The organism is Larkinella knui, assembly GCF_003858645.1.
Taxonomy (GTDB): domain Bacteria; phylum Bacteroidota; class Bacteroidia; order Cytophagales; family Spirosomataceae; genus Larkinella; species Larkinella knui.
In genome coordinates, this window is the sequence record NZ_RQJP01000005.1 from 670162 (window position 1) to 688599 (window position 18438).

The 18438-nt window shown below is 50.7% G+C and carries 13 protein-coding genes; 9 read left to right on the plus strand and 4 right to left on the minus strand.

Annotated features, from left to right (window positions below):
* The first annotated feature begins 84 nt into the window (after positions 1-84).
* Positions 85-2280, plus strand: coding sequence for a polyphosphate kinase 1 (gene ppk1, locus EHT87_RS25085; RefSeq protein ID WP_229321333.1), 2196 nt, complete (start codon positions 85-87; stop codon positions 2278-2280).
* A gap of 32 nt (positions 2281-2312) precedes the next feature.
* Here ppk1 and EHT87_RS25090 read toward each other — a convergent pair whose 3' ends face one another.
* Complete coding sequence (locus EHT87_RS25090; RefSeq protein WP_185716345.1) at positions 2313-3911, minus strand: hypothetical protein; 1599 nt, start codon at positions 3909-3911, stop codon at positions 2313-2315.
* 283 nt (positions 3912-4194) lie between these two features.
* On the opposite strand from EHT87_RS25090, the gene EHT87_RS25095 reads away from it, so the two are divergent.
* Positions 4195-5436 carry a NupC/NupG family nucleoside CNT transporter gene (locus EHT87_RS25095; protein ID WP_124909414.1) on the plus strand — a complete coding sequence of 414 codons (1242 nt, stop codon included), beginning with the start codon at positions 4195-4197 and terminating at the stop codon, positions 5434-5436.
* 105 nt (positions 5437-5541) lie between these two features.
* The gene (locus EHT87_RS25100; protein WP_124909415.1) at positions 5542-7215 is read left to right on the plus strand and encodes a fatty acid--CoA ligase; all 1674 of its coding nucleotides are present in this window, start codon (positions 5542-5544) and stop codon (positions 7213-7215) included.
* A 111-nt stretch (positions 7216-7326) separates the two neighbouring features.
* Here EHT87_RS25100 and EHT87_RS25105 read toward each other — a convergent pair whose 3' ends face one another.
* Positions 7327-7899 (minus strand): dihydrofolate reductase family protein, encoded by a 573-nt coding sequence (locus tag EHT87_RS25105; protein ID WP_124909416.1) that lies wholly within the window; start codon positions 7897-7899, stop codon positions 7327-7329.
* A 118-nt stretch (positions 7900-8017) separates the two neighbouring features.
* Positions 8018-8581: a DUF1697 domain-containing protein gene (locus tag EHT87_RS25110; protein WP_124909417.1), complete on the minus strand. Its 564-nt coding sequence runs from the start codon at positions 8579-8581 to the stop codon at positions 8018-8020.
* Positions 8582-8959: 378 nt separating this feature from the next.
* On the opposite strand from EHT87_RS25110, the gene EHT87_RS25115 reads away from it, so the two are divergent.
* The 6 genes from EHT87_RS25115 to EHT87_RS25140 all read left to right on the plus strand — a co-directional run bounded on the left by EHT87_RS25115 (position 8960) and on the right by EHT87_RS25140 (position 17302).
* Positions 8960-9355 (plus strand): hypothetical protein, encoded by a 396-nt coding sequence (locus EHT87_RS25115; RefSeq protein WP_124909418.1) that lies wholly within the window; start codon positions 8960-8962, stop codon positions 9353-9355.
* 145 nt (positions 9356-9500) lie between these two features.
* Positions 9501-10655, plus strand: a complete 1155-nt coding sequence (locus EHT87_RS25120; RefSeq protein ID WP_124909419.1) for an efflux RND transporter periplasmic adaptor subunit — start codon at positions 9501-9503, stop codon at positions 10653-10655.
* A gap of 112 nt (positions 10656-10767) precedes the next feature.
* Entirely contained in the window at positions 10768-13950 is a 3183-nt protein-coding gene (locus EHT87_RS25125) for an efflux RND transporter permease subunit (protein WP_124909420.1), read from the plus strand.
* Positions 13928-15385: a TolC family protein gene (locus tag EHT87_RS25130; RefSeq protein ID WP_124909421.1), complete on the plus strand. Its 1458-nt coding sequence runs from the start codon at positions 13928-13930 to the stop codon at positions 15383-15385. The genes EHT87_RS25125 and EHT87_RS25130 overlap by 23 nt, the downstream gene beginning before the upstream one ends.
* 103 nt (positions 15386-15488) lie before the next feature.
* A complete protein-coding gene (locus EHT87_RS25135; protein ID WP_124909422.1) occupies positions 15489-15986 on the plus strand; it encodes a metallophosphoesterase family protein in 498 nt (165 codons plus the stop codon).
* A 59-nt stretch (positions 15987-16045) separates the two neighbouring features.
* On the plus strand, positions 16046-17302 hold the full coding sequence (locus tag EHT87_RS25140; RefSeq protein WP_124909423.1) for a glycosyltransferase family 4 protein: 1257 nt from the start codon (positions 16046-16048) through the stop codon (positions 17300-17302).
* Between the two features lie 113 nt (positions 17303-17415).
* Here the strand turns inward: EHT87_RS25140 and bioB are convergent, their stop codons facing one another.
* Positions 17416-18417: a biotin synthase BioB gene (gene bioB / locus EHT87_RS25145; protein WP_124909424.1), complete on the minus strand. Its 1002-nt coding sequence runs from the start codon at positions 18415-18417 to the stop codon at positions 17416-17418.
* Between the last annotated feature and the right edge of the window lie 21 nt (positions 18418-18438).

The following is an 18438-nucleotide window of genomic DNA, read 5'->3' on the forward strand; positions in this document are numbered from 1 at the left end:
CGGAAGGGTTCTTTCGGGAATCTTTTCTCGTTTTTCTCAGGCCGTAAAGTAACTTTACCATCCGATTTGGAAGACGGTAAGGCTATGAAAATAAACGAAAAACTGGCGAATGTAATCGACCAGAGCAATTACATCAGCCGTGACCTGAGCTGGCTGAAATTCAACGCGCGGGTGCTCGACCAGGCCCGAACGCCGGAACGTCATCTGCTCGATCGCCTTAAATTTCTGGCTATAACGGCGTCTAACTTAGACGAATTTTTCACCATCCGTATCGGTAGTTTGTACAATTACCTCGACTACGGGAAGGAACGCGTCGATTATTCGGGCTTGCGGGAAATACCGTTTCGTAAGGCACTCATGACCGCAGCCCAGCAGTTTAGCCGGGACCAACTGGCGGTTTTTGATGAATTGAAAGCGTCGTTTGGTGACATTGAGTTCCGGTTTGTGGGCCTCAATGACCTCACCGACGATGAACGGGTGAAGGCGGTCGACTATTTCGACCGTACGATTTATCCCATGCTGACGCCGATGGTCTACGACTATACGCATACTTTCCCGGTCTTGCTGGCAAAGGTTCTAATTTTCAGCGTCGTAACCCAGGACCCAAGTCGCCCGGTAAAAGCAGGTGATGATGACGAAAACCAGCGGTTATCGTTCGTCCAGATTCCGGCCAATCTGCCCCGTTTCATGCCGTTTGAGCGTAAGGATGAGACGTGCTTTTTGCCAATCGAGGAGATTATCCGTCAGGAAATCAAGAAGTTATACCGGAATGTAGAGATTGATTCGGTCAATCTGATGCGGATTACCCGAAACGGCGATTTTACGCTGGAAGAAAGTGACGACATCGAAACCGACTTTATCGACGAAATCAAGCAGAAAATCAAAAACCGCCGGCTCGGGCGCGTGGTTCGCGTAGAAATTGAACCCAATGCGTCCGAATGGATGGTTAACCTGCTGAAAAAAAAGTGGGAGATCGACGACTATAACCTGTTTGAAAATGGCGAGCTGATCGATTATACGAGCCTGTGGCAAGTTGTCCGGCATCCGGAATTTCGCGACGAACTGCCCACACCCCCGGCTCCCGTACCGGCTTTGGGAATGCGTCGGGAAAAAAATACGGACATTTTTGAACTGATGAAAGAGCGGGATATTCTGCTGCATCATCCGTATAATAACTTCGAGCCGGTGATGTCGTTGCTGGAACAGGCCGCCGAAGACCCCAATGTGCTCGCCATTAAGTTGACCATCTATCGGTTGGCCAAACGTTCGCGGGTAACGGAAGCCTTATTGAAAGCCGCCGAAAATGGCAAACACGTTTCCGTTTTATTTGAAGTCAAGGCGCGTTTTGACGAAGAAAATAACATTCGGGAAGCACAACGGCTGCAAAAAGCCGGGTGTTTCGTGATTTACGGGATCAGTAGCTATAAAACCCATACGAAACTGTTGCTGGTTGTCCGGAGTGAAGGCTCTCGCGTGGTTCGTTACGCCCACCTGTCGAGTGGAAATTATAACGAAGAGACGTCAAAACTGTATACCGATATTGGCCTTTTGACCACCGATGAGGTTTATACGCACGATATTTCGGAGTTTTTCAACGTCATTACCGGCCACTCGTTGCCGAACGATTATCAATATTTAATTACCGCTCCGCGCGACATGCGGAAGCAACTCGTCAAACTCATCCGAACCGAATCCGAAAATGCCCGAAACGGCTTGTCGAGCGGAATTTGCATCAAGATCAATTCCCTGGAAGATCAGGAAGTCATCGATGAACTCTACAAGGCGTCTCAGGCGGGCGTTCCCATCCGGCTTATCGTACGCGGTATTTGCTGCCTGCGGCCCCACCGGCAGGGACTGAGTGAGAATATTACCGTGCGATCGATTGTTGGCGATTTTCTGGAACATACGCGGCTGTTTTATTTTCACAACAACGACGATCCGAAAATATACGGCGGCAGTGCCGATGTGATGGTGCGTAGTTTCGACCGGCGCATCGAATCCTTATTCCTGCTGGTGGATAAACGCGTTAAGCAGCAGGCTATTCATCTTCTGGATTACAACCTGCGCGATAATGTCAACGCCTACGAACTTCAGGAGGACGGTGTATACGTCAAATGCAGTGTAGATGAAGCAACGGGTGAACCGTTCAACATTCAGAAGAAATTCTTCGAAGTTACGCAGAAAGAAGTGATGCAGGCGAAACTATTCGTAAATGAAAAACCGGCTAAGCCGGAATCGCCGGAACCGGAAGTGCAACCGGAAGCCGAAGTTCATAAATAACGAGAAAGCCGCCTTTAAAGGCGGCTTTCTCGTTATTTGCAAAACTCGGGTGATGCCAAGTCGAACTTCAGCGTGTTGTTATCCGGCACAAAACGGCTTCTTTCCAAAGGCCACGTTGCTCCTCCGTCGGTGCTGACCCGAATGTCATACGGCTTTTTGACCTGCAATTTGTAGGAAATTGCTTTTACACTTTTTCGTTCTAAAGTGACCAGGTCGCGCCAGTTCCGCTTTCCTGATTCGCTGTATTGCAACCGAATCCTGGCCGGAAGCAGCGATTCATTCAAGGTCGTGGGCGGGGGGCACGCAAAATCGAAGCTCACATCGATGGGTGGCGGAGTCGGTAACTTTTGCAAATCCAGCGTCTGGGGTGTTCGGTTGCAGGTTTGCAGCGGTGCGGTTTCCAGCAAAGGCTGACCCGGATTTCCACTGCTGTAGGCATCATTGTAATTGTATACCTGAAAGCGGATTTCCTGATTCTGGAGCAGATGCGTCAGTGTGATGCGATCGCCGTTATTTAAAAACGTATAAAAAGAACGCAATTCCTGCCGGGTAGTCGCATCCACAACTTTGCATAAATACTTGATATCGACCCGGTTGAGGTTACTACTAACTGCGAAAACCGGTCCTTCTTCACAAACCGCCTGCGTCCAGCCTGCGACCCATATTCCCGTCTGTGAAAGCGTTACTTTGCATTCCAGTTGTCCCGTTGACGAATTTCGGGTTACAAGCGTCGGTTTTTCCTGTTGCCAATGGGTCCGATCGTAGCGATACAACGGAATGGCGTCGCCCGGCTGGATAGGCCGACCCAGTGCCGGGTTACTGACTTCCGGATTCAGAGACATAACACAGGAAACCGGCTTTGAAATCTGTTGGACGACTTCAAATTGTTTAGTGTGGAGTTCCAGCGAAAATGCGCCCGCAATCTGACTGAGTTGCAATGAGCCCAGGCTTTCACCACCAGATCCCGTTACGGCCGACAGGACCGGACCATCGGGTAAATACTGGGCGGGCGAATTTCCGCGGTTTTCAACGTGCCACAAAGCCACTGTGATAGGTCCGTTCAGTTCGGCTCCATCGGCTCCCTTGAATTCAGAACCAGGCTCGAGCAAAACCGTTATGTTGTCCTTTTTTTGGTTAATGACCGGCGTCGAAACGGTTAAACCAGCGGCAAGAGGTGTCTGAATTTCAGTTACCTGCGTTGCCGACAGGTGGGCTGGCGGATCACTCATTTTGATCCAGGCTGGTGATACCGTATACCGCCCGGTATCGGCCAGTTGAATCCCTTGTATAATATCCAGATAACCGGCGGATTGGGCTGCTACAGAGAACGTGAGCGGATCGGACTTCGAATACGTGGCTTCGGGAGAGGCTGCCAGCAACAATACACCATCCTCGTTCACTTTGTAGCTGGTCGTATTGAGGGTCGTTACCACTTCGTCCGCATCGGGTCCGGTAACCACCAGCTCAATCGTTTTGGGAATTGCTCCTTTCAGACTTTTGAAGCGTATTTCAACAATTCCTTTCTCAATCGGATCTTTAAAGCCAATCAGCACATCATCCACCGGATTCTGGCAAGCATTACTTGAAATCAGCACGATTGCTAGAGAAAATGCGAATAATGTCTTATTCATATGCGTCTATTAATTAGTTTGATTATCGATTTCAAGCTACTGATAGACAGAGATACTGGTATAACTATATATGCAGAGTTATGTCTTATAATTAACAAAATAATGGGTAGCAAAGTCGGAAAGTAGTAAACCGATCAGCCGCAGTGCCAGAACTTTTTCGATCGGTAGAGAAAATACTGGAAGGTGAGAAAACCGTATAATTCTCATCCGGGACCGAGCATTCCTTCTTATCTTCACAAGTTTTTTGTAAACTACCGTACACTTCAACTAACCAGCGTATTGAATGAGCCGTTTTACCGGACTGATCGGCATTGCCCTGATTCTGGGCATCGCTTATGCCATGTCAAACAACCGCAAAGCAATTAATTACCGAACTGTTGGCGTTGGGCTGCTGCTTCAGTTTGGACTAGCGGTTTTTATTTTGAAAACAGACATCGGTCAGCAGATTTTCCAGACGCTGGGTCAGTTTGTCGACCGGCTTTTGCAAAAGTCCGTTAAAGGGGCCGAATTTGTCTTTTCGCCACTGGTAAACCGGGCGTTGCTCAGTAAAGCATTCGGTCCGGAAAATGGCTTTATTTTCTTTTTCCAGGTCATTCCGACCATCATTTTCGTGGCCGTTCTGGTCAATATATTCTACCACCTGGGCATCATGCAGCGCGTTGTGGCGGTGTTGGCGCGGGTCATGAAATGGCTCATGGGCGTGAGCGGTGCCGAAGCTTTGTCGAACGTATCGAGTACGTTTGTCGGACAGGTGGAAGCGCAGATCATGATCAAGCCGTATCTGAAAACCATGACCAAATCCGAACTACTGGCATCGATGACGGGGAGTTTTGCCTGCATTGCCGGGGGCGTTCTGGCGGTTTATATTTCATTGGGTGTTCCGGCTCCGTATCTGCTGGCGGCCAGTCTGATGGCCGCGCCGGGGGCTTTGGTGATTAGCAAGATCGTTTTTCCGGAAACTGAAGTGTCTGAAACCGAGGGTATTGTTAAGCTGGAAATCAAAAAAAGCCACGCTAACCTGCTCGATGCCATTGCTTCCGGAGCGGCTGAAGGGCTGAAAGTGGGTTTCAACGTCATTGCCATGCTGATTGGCTTCATCGCCCTGATGGCGTTGGTCGATAGTATTTTGTTCCGAATTGGCTTCTATATTTTTGGTTTTCCGAACCTGAGCCTCAACTATGTTCTGGGCAATGTGTTCTCCGTTTTTGCCTGGGCAATGGGCGTACCGTCGAAGGATATTCAGGCAGCAGGGTCGTTGATGGGCACTAAAATGGTCGTCAATGAATTTGTCGCTTACCTGGATTTAGTGAAAATCAAAAGCACACTCGATCCCAAAACCATCGCTATTACCAGTTTTGCCCTTTGCGGATTTGCCAATTTCTCGTCCATCGCCATTCAGGTAGGCGGTATTGGAGAACTGGCACCTTCACGCCGGAGCGATCTGGCCAAATTGGGATTTAAAGCCCTGATCTGCGGGACGTTAGCCTCGTATATGTCGGCAACACTGGCGGGTTTGCTCCTCTAAAATAAAAGCATTGCATTGTGGAAGGATGTGACTGAAAATCTATACTTTCAGCAAGATTTTTTTGTCCTATTCAATGGCTGAAATAGCCTTTTAAACGCTTCCATCATGCTTGCTACGAAACTGATTCCCCGTACGGCTTCGTCTCAGGAGCAACCGCTTCTGGTAAAAACGATCCTGGCGCAGTCGCTTAAATACGAACCCCAACGCGAGATTATCTACCGAGATCTGTACCGGATGAACTACGTGGAATTCAACCAGCGCGTTCGGCGTCTGGCTAATGTATTGACTTCCGCAGGCGTTCAGCCGGGCGATACCGTAGCGGTTTTGGATTGGGATAGTCACCGGTATCTGGAATGCTTTTTTGCCGTTCCCTGCATGGGCGCGATTTTGCACACGATCAATGTGCGGTTATCGCCGACTCAGATTCTGTATTGCATGAACCACGCGGAGGACAAGGTCGTGGTGATTCACGAGGATTTTTTGCCGTTACTCGACGCCATCAAAAGCCAGTTGACGACCGTTGAAAAGATTATTCTGGTGAGTGATAAAGTGTATCAAAATCAGGAAGTTAGTGTTCCGGATGGTTTTGCCGGAGAATACGAAAATCTGTTAAAAACCGCATCCGACCACTACGATTTTCTGGATTTTGACGAAAACACCTGGGCCACCACCTTCTATACGACCGGCACAACGGGCAACCCCAAGGGCGTGTATTTTTCGCACCGGCAGTTGTTCATGCACACGATGGGACTGATGACTTATGTATGCGGGTATGAAGCCGTGCCCTTTCATTCCGCACTCGATGTCTACATGCCCATTACGCCCCTTTTTCACGTCCACGCCTGGGGTTTTCCGCTCGTAGCGACCATGCTTTCGGCGCGACAGGTGTATCCCGGAAAATACGAGCCGGAGATGCTGCTAACGTTATTGCTGCGTGAAAAAGTGACGTTTTCGCATTGCGTCCCGACTATTTTGGCCATGCTGGTCAACAGTCCGGTTGCGAAACAGGTGGATTTGAGTCGCTGGAAGGTGATCATCGGCGGGTCGGCCCTGACGAAAGGGTTGGCCAAAGCCGCCCTGGAACTGGGAATTCAGGTTTACGCGGGCTATGGTCTGTCAGAAACCGCCCCAATCCTGGCATTGACCTACCTGAATGATGCTGAACGCAGTTTACCCATCGACGAGCAGATTGAACTCCGGACACGGGCCGGACGCATCGCACCTTTTGTCGATATCCAGTTGCAGGATGATGAGGGACGGCCGGTTCCGCACGACGGCCACGCGCTGGGTGAGCTGACGACGCGGGGCTCCTGGTTGACGCAGGGCTATTACAAGGAAACCGAGCGGGGTGAAGAGCTCTGGCGGAGCGGCTGGCTGCATACGGGTGACGTTGCCGCCATCACACCCGACCATTGGGTAATCATCGCCGACCGAACGAAAGACGTCATTAAAACCGGTGGTGAGTGGGTGTCGTCGCTGGCGATTGAAAATTTACTGTCACAGATCGAAGGCGTAGCGGAATCGGCAGTGGTGGGTTTCCCGGATGAAAAGTGGGGGGAGCGCCCCCACGCGCTGATCGTGTTAAAACCGGATTATGCTGGAAAAGTAACGTCCGAAACCCTGAAAACCGCTTTGCAAATTCAGGTTTCGACCGGTGAAATCAATAAATGGTATATGCCGGACCGGATTGTTATTGTTAGTGAAATCCCAAAAACCAGTGTTGGTAAAATTGATAAGAAAAAAATCCGGTCCGAAATGAAAGAGCTGATTTTAACGTAGGAAATAAGGAACGCGGATTGAACAGATCGCACGGATTTCCGCGGATAAAAATCCGTGCGATCTGTTCAATCCGTTCAATCCGCGTTCCCATCCAAAAATTTAATACGTAGTTTATTTCCCGTCTTCCGGCTGGTAATGCAGTACAATAATCCCGCAGCTAAAAGGGGAGGCTTTCACCAATTTCAAATTTAACTTTTGTTCTACTTCTTGAAACAGACTCATGCCATTTCCAAGGACGACGGGATTTATAAAAAGATGATAGTCATCAATTAACCGGTGTTTAATTAAATCAGAAACAAAATCGCTTCCGCCGTAAGCAATCAAGTCACCACCGGGCTGGTTTTTTAATTGCATTACTTCTTCTACCAGATCCCCGGTTGCCAGTCGGGTATTCTCCCATTGGCTGGTCTGGAGCGTTCTCGAAAAAACGACTTTGGGTGTCGTGTTAAACTTGTGCGCCCCGGCGTCAGCGGTTTCGGGATCGGCCGCGCGCGCTGCCCAGGTCGGAATAAACCCTTCTGCCAGATTTCGGCCCAGCAAAATGCAGTCGACCGGGTCGGTTAACTGGATGACGTAGTTTTTTAGTTCATCGTCCCAATTCCACACCAGCCAATCCATTTCTCCGTTTGGCCCTCCCATAAAACTGTCCAGCGACACCTGCGTTTGTAATTTCAGTTTTCTCATCTTTTTGTTGTTTAACATACGCACGGATCGCCCGTACGATCCGCTTTACAGAACAAATATACAGGTGCAAGATCTATTTTTAGGGGGGTAAAAACGACAATTCAAGGGGGGATTCGGGCTATTTTCCGGCCTCATCAGAAACCGATTCAGCTATTTTTAAAAGTTCATTCACCGTCTTCCAATTACGGGTTGTTGCGGTTACTTTGAGTTTATTTTCAAAAAAACTATTGCTCAATTTTGTCGTTCCGTAGCCACTTGGGCAATTCACATAAATTTCTTTTCCGGCGAGAATAAACCGGTCTTTGCCAAATTGCAAGTCCTTTATTTTGTCACTATTCACGGCGCTGGGCACTTCTGATAAAAATGTAACGTGCAATTTATCGATCTCAATACCGGTCTCTTTTAAAAACGGGTTATGTGCAGCGATATGCGCCCATTCGGACTGGGATCGAACCAATACCGGTACCTGGAATGTGTATTTCTGAACAAGCTTCCGTTCAATTTCCCTGGCTTGTTGCTGATCGTCAACCGACGTATGATTAAAAATAACATTACCACTTTGAATGTAGGTTTTGACATCGCGGCAATTCAACTCCTCAAACAAGCTTTTCAACTCATTCATAGCAATTCTTTTTTGTCCGCTCACGTTTATACCACGTAGAATCGCGATGTAGGTTTGCATACAGTAGTCCCAATCAGAGGTAAATTTATAGGGAAGCAATCGGATCGTATTTTATGAAAAATAGACCGGCATTCAAAGCAAGGTTTTGAATTGCCGAACTCTTTTTGGTCTTGTGCGTTCTTTTTAAAACAACGATCGGGTAATCTTAAGGCCATCCGATTCCGGCAAGCAGTCGCCAGTGGTGCCTCTGAACGCAAGCCTGTTGAAGCCGTAGCTGTCTGGAAAATACCTTCAGGTGTCTTTTTATTTCCGATTGTAAATTGTAATGATCGGGGAAAAAGAAGTAAATATTTGCAAATTTGGCCTATTTTAGTTGAAATAGTTGCATATTTCCGATATAAGTGCTTAATTTTGAACACGTAAAGAATAGATCATCAAATGAGTAAACGGAGAAAAAGCTTCTTTCTGCACCGGTTATTCTGTTGGCTAATGGCGTTGCACATCATTAACATCAGTGTTGATGTGCCCGAACATTACTCCCCCAGAATGATTCACGGTGCGCAAAAGGAAGACTTGTCCGTTAATAAAATTGAAAGTATTGGTGAGTTGGTTCTGGAACACTGGCTGGGTATTATCGATGCTGTTCCGGAGCAGGATGAATCCCGGGAAGAGCCCGATGTCGCCACCATTGAACATGACTATTTTTCTACTCCACTCTTCTCTTTCTCGTTAAAGCCGGTTTGCTGGCATCTGGTTTCCCGACCCCTTGGTCTGACGTTCATTCGCGTATTTTCTCACGTCCAGGAGATTACATCACCTCCACCTCAATCATAATGATTTCGGCCAACTTCGCCGGATAGTTTCTTGTAGCTGCGTACGACAAAACCCAGGTTTTCCTGCTAAAAAAAAGGACGGGCATCCGCTTCGGATGAGCCATGTCCTGACTTACCTATACGCTTAACTCGAAAATAACATCATTATGAAAGCATATCCCCTTGCAATCTCTCTGCTGGTCAGCGTTTTAGTAGCTGGTTGCGGCAGCCCGACCGAAGAAAAAACCGCGGTTGAAAAACCCGCTTTACCTATATATGAAATCTCCCGCCAATCCACCACGTTGCAGCGTGAATACGCCGGGAATGTTGAAGCCGTCCGGAACGTGGAAATCCGGGCCCGCGTTGGCGGCTTTTTGGATAAAATACTGGTCGATGAAGGTCGGCAGGTGAAGAAAGGACAATTGTTGTTTCAGATCAATCAGGCCGAATACCAGTCTGAACTGGCCAAAGCCAGAGCCAATCTGAAAAGCGCCATGGCCGAAGCCAAAACCGCCGAAGTAGAGCTCGGCCGGGTGCGCTTGCTGGTCGATAAGAAAGTGATCTCGGCCTCCGAACTGGAGTTGTCAAAATCGAAGCTGGATGCGGCCAAAGCCGCCATCGAGGAAGCCCAGTCGGCTCAGGAAAAAGCTTCGCTGCGGCTGGCACACGCCAGCATCAGAGCACCGTTTGACGGTGTGATCAACCGGATTCCGTCCAAAATGGGCAGCCTGATCGAAGAAGGCGCATTGCTGACAACCGTTTCGGACATCCACGATGTCTACGCTTATTTCCATGTTTCGGAAAAAGAATACCTCGAGTACATCAAAAAAGGGAAACACAGCAGCAGCGGTCAGGAAGTAACCTTGTTGCTGGCCGATGATTCGCCGTATAAACAACCGGGAAAAATCGAAACCATGGAAAGTGTCTTCGACGATGGCTCCGGTACAATTGCCTTCCGGGCGCGGTTTCCCAATCCCGACCGTGTGCTCAAACACGGTGCCACGGGAAAAATTCGCCTGAGAAACGAGGTCGATAATGCCATTCTGGTGCCGCAGAAGGCGGTTTTTGAGATTCAGGATAAGAACTACGTTTACGTGGTCGATGCGACCAACAAGGTGAAAATGCGCAGTTTTGTGCCCCAGAGCCGTCTCGCCCAGTTTTACCTGGTAAAATCCGGACTGCAACCCGGGGATAAGGTGGTTTATGAGGGAATTCAGAACCTCCGCGATGGGATGCAAATCGTTCCGCAAGCCCTGTCGGCGGAAAGTTTGCTGACGCTAAATCCCGCTAAATCCGGCGAAAGCCAGGTCGTCACCAACTGACCGACCGATATTCCCGGCAATTCCATCCACTCTAAATGGGCGAAGCCCGCTTTAGTCGCACCAGCGATGAGCGGCACGGTCGTACTGTTTAGGCTTAATTTATCGCGAAATCATGTTTGATCTATTCATAAAACGGCCTTTACTCTCCGCCGTAATCTCGGTTTTGATTACGCTGCTGGGCGTTCTGTCGCTGATGAATTTACCCGTTACGCAGTTCCCCGACATTGTTCCGCCGTCGGTGGTCGTAACGGCCAGTTATACCGGCGCAAATGCCGAAGTGAGCACCAAAGCCGTGGCCATGCCGCTGGAACGGGCGATCAATGGGGTGCCTAACATGACCTACATGACCGCCATTTCGGGGAATGATGGCTCGACGTTGATTCAGGTATTTTTTAAAGTCGGCACCGATCCGGATCTGGCGGCTGTCAACGTCCAAAACCGGGTGACCACGGTTCTGGACGAGCTTCCGGAAGAAGTGATCAAGGCCGGGGTGACCACCGAAAAAGAGATCAACAGCATGCTGCTGTACCTGAATCTGATTAGTTCGGATTCGACGGCTGACGAGAAGTTTATTTATAACTTCGCGGATATCAACATCTTATCGGAACTCAAGCGAATCGACGGTGTGGGCTTTGTCGATATTCTGGGGGCGCGGGAATATTCCATGCGGATCTGGCTCAAACCCGACCGCATGACGGTCTACAACGTCTCGGCGGATGAAGTCACGGCGGCCATTCGGGAGCAGAACGTGGAAGCCGCCCCCGGAAAAGCCGGGGAAAGTGCCGACCGGGATGCGCAGGTGTTGCAGTACGTGTTGCGGTATACGGGGAAGTTTATCGAACCGGCGCAATACGAAAACATTGCGATTCGTACGCTGGATGACGGCTCCATTCTTCGCCTGAAAGATGTGGCGGAGGTGGAATTTGGCTCACTCGATTACGGTATTTTATCCAAAAACGACGGACGTCCCTCGGCGGCCATCATGCTCAAGCAGCGGCCGGGTTCCAACGCGCAGGAAGTCATCGCGAATGTTAAAAAACGCATGGCCGAGTTGAAGGAAACGACTTTTCCGCCGGGCATGACCTACAACTTTGCCTACGATGTGTCCCGGTTCCTGGATGCCTCGATTCACGAGGTGGTCCGCACGCTGTTCGAAGCGTTCATTCTGGTGTTCATCGTGGTCTTCCTGTTCCTTCAGGACTGGCGTTCAACGCTGATTTGTGCGCTGGCCGTTCCGGTGGCGCTGGTGGGAACGTTTGCTTTCATGGATGTGATCGGTTTTTCGGTTAACCTGCTCACACTCTTTGCTTTGGTGCTGGCCATCGGGATTGTGGTCGATAATGCGATTGTGGTCGTGGAAGCCGTTCACGCCAAAATGACCGACGAAAAACTGGCCCCCCGCGCGGCCACGTTTGCGGCCATGAAAGAGATTAGCGGGGCTATTGTCGCCATTACGCTGGTGATGTCGGCGGTATTTATTCCGGTTGCCTTTCTGTCGGGTCCGGTCGGTATTTTTTACCGGCAATTTTCCCTGACGCTGGCCATCTCGATTGTGATTTCGGGCGTCAATGCCGTGACGCTGACCCCGGCTTTGTGCGCTTTGTTGCTCCGTCCCGTTCATGGCGAACAGAAAGGAGTGTTGGGGCGGTTTTTTGCCAAATTCAACCGGGGCTACGAAGCGGTTGCCGGAAAATACCGGCGTGGTTTGCGCCCGTTTGTCACCCGGAGTGTCGTCACCTGGGGCGTATTGCTGCTTTTTGTTGTGGCCACCTGGGGAATCAATACCATTCTGCCCGCCGGTTTCATTCCAACGGAAGATCAGGGAATGATTTACGTGAACGTCACCACGCCCGTTGGTGCCACCGTCGAACGGACGGAAGAGGTCATGGATCTGGTTCAGCAGGCGGCTTCCCAACTCGAATCGGTCGAAAACGTTTCCACTCTGGCGGGGCTGAGTCTGATGACCGACGGTGCCGGGGCATCCTACGGAATGGGCATGATCAATCTCAAGAACTGGGATGAACGCCAGGAGTCGGTCGATGATGTGATTGCGGTTCTGGCCGAAAAAACCAGAAACATTAACGATGCTAAAATCCAGTTTTTCTCTCCACCGACCGTACCCGGTTTTGGGAATTCGAGCGGGTTCGAAATCCGGTTACAGGACCGTACGCGCAGCGACGACCTGCAAAAGACGAAAAAAGTAACCGATGATTTTATTGCGGAACTGGAAAAGCGGCCGGAAATCAGCCGCGTGTTCACCAGTTTCGACCCCAGTTTTCCGCAGTACGTGCTTCATGTCGATCAGGATAAAGCCGCTCAGAAAGGCGTTTCTATCGACAATGCCATGGGTACGCTCCAGACCCTGATGGGAAGCTATTATGCGTCCAATTTCATCCGCTTCAATCAGATGTATAAGGTGATGGTTCAGGCCGCCCCCAAATACCGGGCGAAACCGGAGGACGTGCTGAACATGCGGGTGAAGAACAAGCAGGGCGAAATGGTACCGTATTCCAACTTTGTGACCCTTGAACGTGTCTACGGGCCGGAGCAATTGACCCGCTACAACATGTTCACCTCGGCCATGATCAATGGCGAGTCGGCACCCGGTTACAGCAGTGGCGACGCCATCAAAGCCATTCAGGAAGTAGCCAAAGAAAAGCTGCCGCGCGGGTTTACGTTCGACTGGTCGGGCATGACGCGCGAAGAAGTGCTGTCGGGCGATCAGGCGATCTGGATTTTTGTAATCTGTCTGGTCTTCGTGTATCTCCTGCTGGTGGCACAGTACGAAAGTCTGTTTTTGCCGCTGGCGGTTTTGCTTTCGCTGCCCGCCGGGATTTTCGGGTCGTTTCTGTGTCTGCAACTGGCCGGTTTGCAAAACAACATTTACGCCCAGGTTTCGCTGGTGATGCTGATCGGTTTGCTGGGTAAAAACGCCATTCTGATTGTGGAATTTGCCAACCAGAAACAGCAGGAAGGGCTGTCAATTCTGAAAGCGGCCATGGAGGGCGCGATGTCGCGTTTACGGCCGATTCTGATGACATCTTTCGCCTTCATTGCCGGACTCATTCCGCTCTGCATTGCGTCGGGTGCCGGTGCTTTAGGCAACCGCTCCATCGGTACAGCGGCTGCGGGTGGCATGTTGATCGGCACTCTGTTCGGGCTGTTTCTGATTCCCGGCCTCTACGTCGTGTTTGCCAAATTAGCCAAAATGCTGCAATCCAAACCGCCCCGGGACGACGACCGGATGGCGGTATTAACTCAACCTCACGAAAATGGCACAACCGTTCATTCATAAATCGAGTGTTAAAAAACTCATTGTTTATTTATTACCCCTCTGTCTGTTAAGCAGTTGCCGGGTTTCCGAACCCCTGCAACTGCCAAAAGCCAGAACGTTGCCCACGTCTTTTGCGGGAAATACGGATTCAACTTCGGTCGGAAACTTGGACTGGAAAGCTTTCTTTTCCGACCCGGATCTGGAAAACCTGATCGATACCGCCCTGGCGCGTAATCCGGATTTGCAGATGGCTACGCAGCGAATTGAAATGGCGCGGGCAAATTTCGAGTACACGCGGGGTGCTCTGGTACCGTCGGTTAGTGCCGTAGCGGCCGCCGGAGTCGACCGGTTTGGGCGGTATACGCTGAATGGCGTCGGGAATTTCGATACCAATCTGTCCCCGAACATCGATGATAAAAAACGCATTCCGGATGTGACGCCGGACTACTTTCTGGGTTTTCGGAGCAACTGGGAAATCGACCTCTGGGGCAAATTGCGCAACCGAAAACGCGCGGCTTACGTCCGGTTTCTGGCTTCCGAAAAGGGGCGGCATCTGATCGTTACGTCGCTCATTGCCGAAGTGGCGCGGCATTATTACAGCCTGCTGGCGTTGGACAGTGAACTGGAAATTATCCGGGAAAACCGGGCGTTGCAGCAGCGGGCCGCCGAACTGGTGGTGGTGCAGAAAGCCGCCGGGCGCGTTACCGAACTGGCGGTTCAGCAATTCAATGCCCAGCTGCTCAACACGCGGAGTCTGGAAGGGCAGGTGCAGCAGCAGATTGTGGAGACGGAAAACCAGCTGAATCAGCTGCTGGGCCGGTTTCCGCAGCCCATTGTGCGCAACAAAACCATCAGCAATCAGGAACTTCCGGCGCAGATTTCGGCCGGCATTCCGAGTCAGATGCTGCGTCGCCGACCGGATATTCAGCAGGCCGAACTGGCCATGGAAGCCGCTAATATCGATGTGGAAGTGGCGCGCGCGGAGTTCTTGCCCTCGTTAAATCTGACGCCCTACGTGGGGCTGAATTCGTTCCGGGCGTCGGTCCTGCTGGATCCTGCTTCGCTGGCACTTGGCGTGTTGGGCGGTTTGTCGGCACCGGTTTTCAATCGCCGGTATCTCAAATCGAATTATTCACTGACCGTTGCGCAAAGCCGGGAAGCTTTTTACGGGTATCAAAAAACCGTACTGACGGGATTCAGTGAGGTTATGACCAGTTTACGGGGCATTGAAAATTACCGGAAAGTGGCCGATTGGCAGGCGCAGGAAGTGGCGGTTTTGGGACAGGCTGCCACGGTTTCCGACGAATTGTTCGCCAGTGGTTACGCGTCTTATCTGGAAGTTATTACGGCGCAACGCAGCGTCCTGTCGGCTGAATTATCGCTCATTAACACAAAACGGGCGCAGTTTCTGTCGCTCATCGACCTGTACCGGGCGTTGGGGGGCGGCTGGCAGTAGAGATCGTTATTACACAGCGTTTATCAGAGAAAATCAGGGTTAATCAAAGACTCTCTGCTAATCTCTGATTAACTTTGATAAACCCTGTGTAACAACTTTCACCTTGACGCGCATTGGCCTGCTTTCGGACACCCACGGTTTTTTAGATCCGCAGATCTTTACCCACTTCGCCGAATGCGATGAAATCTGGCACGCGGGTGATATCGGATCGATCAAAATTATTGATGATTTAAAGGCGTTTAAACCGTTCCGGGGCGTTTTTGGCAACATCGACACCAAAGATATTGCCTACGAATGCCCCGAACACCAGCGGTTTGAACAAGAAGGGCTCACCATCTGGATGACGCATATTGGAGGGACGCCACCCCGGTATAATCCTATTGTTCGGCCTGATTTACAGCTAAATCCACCGGCTATTTTTGTCTGTGGTCACTCGCATATTTTGAAAGTTGTCCGGGATCCAAAAATCAATAACTTGCTGTTTATCAATCCCGGAGCGGCTGGCAAACACGGTTTTCATCCCGTGCGAACCTGTTTGCGTTTTGCGCTCGACGCGGGTCGGGTAAGGAACATGGAAGTGATAGAATTGGGTAAGCGGTAAAACAGTTGCCAAATTAAAGTACTATATTGGCAACTGTTTTACTGACTAATCGGTAGTTGATGAAAATTGCAGTTTGGCATAACCTGCGGAGCGGGGGGGGGAGCAGGGCTCTGCACCAGCATATTAAAGGATTGGCGCAGCGCGGTCATACCATTGAAGTCTGGACGTCGTCGGAAGCGGATAGTAAATTTCTGGATGTCGACCAGTACGTTACGAAAACCCATGTTTTGCCGTTGTTCATGGATATTCGCATTCGGGATGAATACCGAGATAAAATCTGGGCGGTGCGATTTGAACCCGAAACCCGCATTCGACGGATGCTTGACTTTTGCAGCCGGTGTGCGGATGAGATCAACGCGGGCGGTTTCGATGTGCTGTTTGCCAACTCCTGCATTTTCTTTTCAATGCCGTATATCGGTCGGTTTATCACCATTCCAAAGGCACTTTACCTCGGTGAACCCAACCGGTTTCTGTTTGAATCATCGCCCGATCTGATTTGGGAGGGCTTGCCACCCGCCAACGCGAATTGGAAAAAAGCCGACTACCGGAGTCAGTATTGGGATGATATTTTTCGTATTCGTCAGGCGCGGGTACGGGTTCGCGAAGAAATTCAGAACTACCGCAGCTACGACAAAGTACTGGTCAATTCCTATTTCAGTAATGAAAACCTGCTTCGGGCCTACGGCGGAGCGGGTGAAGTCTGCTACTTAGGCATCGATTCCAGTCTGTTTCCCTTTCATAATTTTCCCCGTGAGCCGTTTGTAATGGGGCTTGGTGCCTTTTTCCAGCACAAACGCCCGGATCTGGCCATCGAGTCGCTGGCACTCATTCCGGAAACCATTCGTCCCAAGTTGGTCTGGGTGGGCGATATGGGCGATACGGCGTACGTGAATAAGCTAAAAGACTTGAGTAAGCAGTTGAAGGTTCAGTTTGAGCCGCGGGAAAAAATACCGCATCCGGAGTTGGTTCAGTTGCTCAACACGGCTTCCTGTCTGCTCTATACATCGACCCTGGAACCTTTCGGACTGGCTCCGCTGGAGGCCAATGCCTGCGGTTTGCCGGTGGTTGCCGTTGCAGAAGGCGGGGTTCGTGAAACCGTCATCGATAATTACAACGGATTGTTAGTCAATCGGAAAGCGGAGGAAATGGCCCGGGCTGTCGAGCGGGTTCTGACGGACTCTGCGTTATCGGACCGGCTTTCCCGCAATGCCCGGCGGCTGGTTCAGGAACAATGGACGTTTGAAAAAGCCATCGATCGCGTCGAGAGCGCGTTGCTTAATACGATTGGAAAGGCTAAGGATGTGTTTGTGAACTAGCAAGCCCACCGTTCAATCGCTGGGCTAAAAACGAATCTACTCAATTTATACTACAAAAACAGGCAAGCTGATCGATCGGCTTGCCTGTTTTTTGAACTTCTGTCCAAAACCGTTTACAACGGGATTTGCTCAAATACCACGGCTGGTTTTTGGGCATCCTTAAAAGCTTTGCGGGGGCGAATGTTCAGGGTTTGGAACAACTGCCGATCCTGATCTTCTTCCGGATTCGGTGTCGTTAGCAGTTTGTCACCGGCAAAAATGGAGTTGGCACCGGCCAGAAAACACAGGGCCTGCTCTTCGGTATTCATCCGCACCCGCCCGGCCGACAGGCGAACCATGGCTTTGGGCATGATGATCCGGGCGGTGGCAATCATCCGGAGCATCTCCCAGACCGACACGCGCGGTTGATCTTCCAGGGGTGTTCCTTCCACCGGCACCAGCGCATTGACCGGTACCGATTCGGGGTGTTCGGGCAAATTGGCGAGGGTGAGCAACATGCCGATGCGGTCCTGGTGGCTTTCGCCCATGCCGATGATGCCGCCCGAACAAACCGAAATACCGGCTTGCCGAACGTTGCCGAGCGTGTCCAGCCGGTCGTCGTAGGTACGGGTCGAAATAATATCGCCGTAGTATTCTTCGCTCGTGTCGAGGTTGTGATTATAGGCATACAAACCGGCGTCTTTCAGCTTTTCTGCCTGACTTTCGGTGAGCATACCGAGCGTGCAGCAAACTTCCATGCCCATTCGGTTGACGCCCTGAACCATTTCCAGCACCTTATCGAAATCCCGGTTGTCGCGGACTTCGCGCCAGGCGGCACCCATGCAAAACCGCGTGCTCCCCGCTTCTTTTGCCTGGTGAGCCGCCGTCAGCACTTCGTCTACTTCCATCAGTTTGTGCACCTTCACACTGGTGTGATAGCGCGCAGCCTGGGGGCAATAGGCACAATCTTCGGGACAGCCACCGGTTTTTACCGACAGCAAGGTACAAACCTGCACTTCCTGCGGATCATGGTGCTGACGGTGAACGGTTGCGGCACGGTAGATCAGGTCAAGAACGGGGGAATTATAAATATCGGCGATTTCGTCGCGGGTCCAGTCAGTACGAACGTCAGTCATAGCAGTCAATAGCGTGTCAGG

What these genes read in the sequence shown, in the direction of transcription:
- EHT87_RS25105 (WP_124909416.1), bottom strand. Translation starts at nt 7,899, where the DNA reads ATGAGAAAACTGAAATTACAAACGCAGGTGTCGCTGGACAGTTTTATG.
- EHT87_RS25100 (WP_124909415.1), top strand. Translation starts at nt 5,542, where the DNA reads ATGCTTGCTACGAAACTGATTCCCCGTACGGCTTCGTCTCAGGAGCAA.
- EHT87_RS25125 (WP_124909420.1), top strand. Translation starts at nt 10,768, where the DNA reads ATGTTTGATCTATTCATAAAACGGCCTTTACTCTCCGCCGTAATCTCG.
- EHT87_RS25130 (WP_124909421.1), top strand. Translation starts at nt 13,928, where the DNA reads ATGGCACAACCGTTCATTCATAAATCGAGTGTTAAAAAACTCATTGTT.
- EHT87_RS25110 (WP_124909417.1), bottom strand. Translation starts at nt 8,581, where the DNA reads ATGCAAACCTACATCGCGATTCTACGTGGTATAAACGTGAGCGGACAA.
- EHT87_RS25140 (WP_124909423.1), top strand. Translation starts at nt 16,046, where the DNA reads ATGAAAATTGCAGTTTGGCATAACCTGCGGAGCGGGGGGGGGAGCAGG.
- ppk1 (WP_229321333.1), top strand. Translation starts at nt 85, where the DNA reads ATGAAAATAAACGAAAAACTGGCGAATGTAATCGACCAGAGCAATTAC.
- EHT87_RS25095 (WP_124909414.1), top strand. Translation starts at nt 4,195, where the DNA reads ATGAGCCGTTTTACCGGACTGATCGGCATTGCCCTGATTCTGGGCATC.
- EHT87_RS25120 (WP_124909419.1), top strand. Translation starts at nt 9,501, where the DNA reads ATGAAAGCATATCCCCTTGCAATCTCTCTGCTGGTCAGCGTTTTAGTA.
- EHT87_RS25090 (WP_185716345.1), bottom strand. Translation starts at nt 3,911, where the DNA reads ATGAATAAGACATTATTCGCATTTTCTCTAGCAATCGTGCTGATTTCA.
- EHT87_RS25115 (WP_124909418.1), top strand. Translation starts at nt 8,960, where the DNA reads ATGAGTAAACGGAGAAAAAGCTTCTTTCTGCACCGGTTATTCTGTTGG.
- bioB (WP_124909424.1), bottom strand. Translation starts at nt 18,417, where the DNA reads ATGACTGACGTTCGTACTGACTGGACCCGCGACGAAATCGCCGATATT.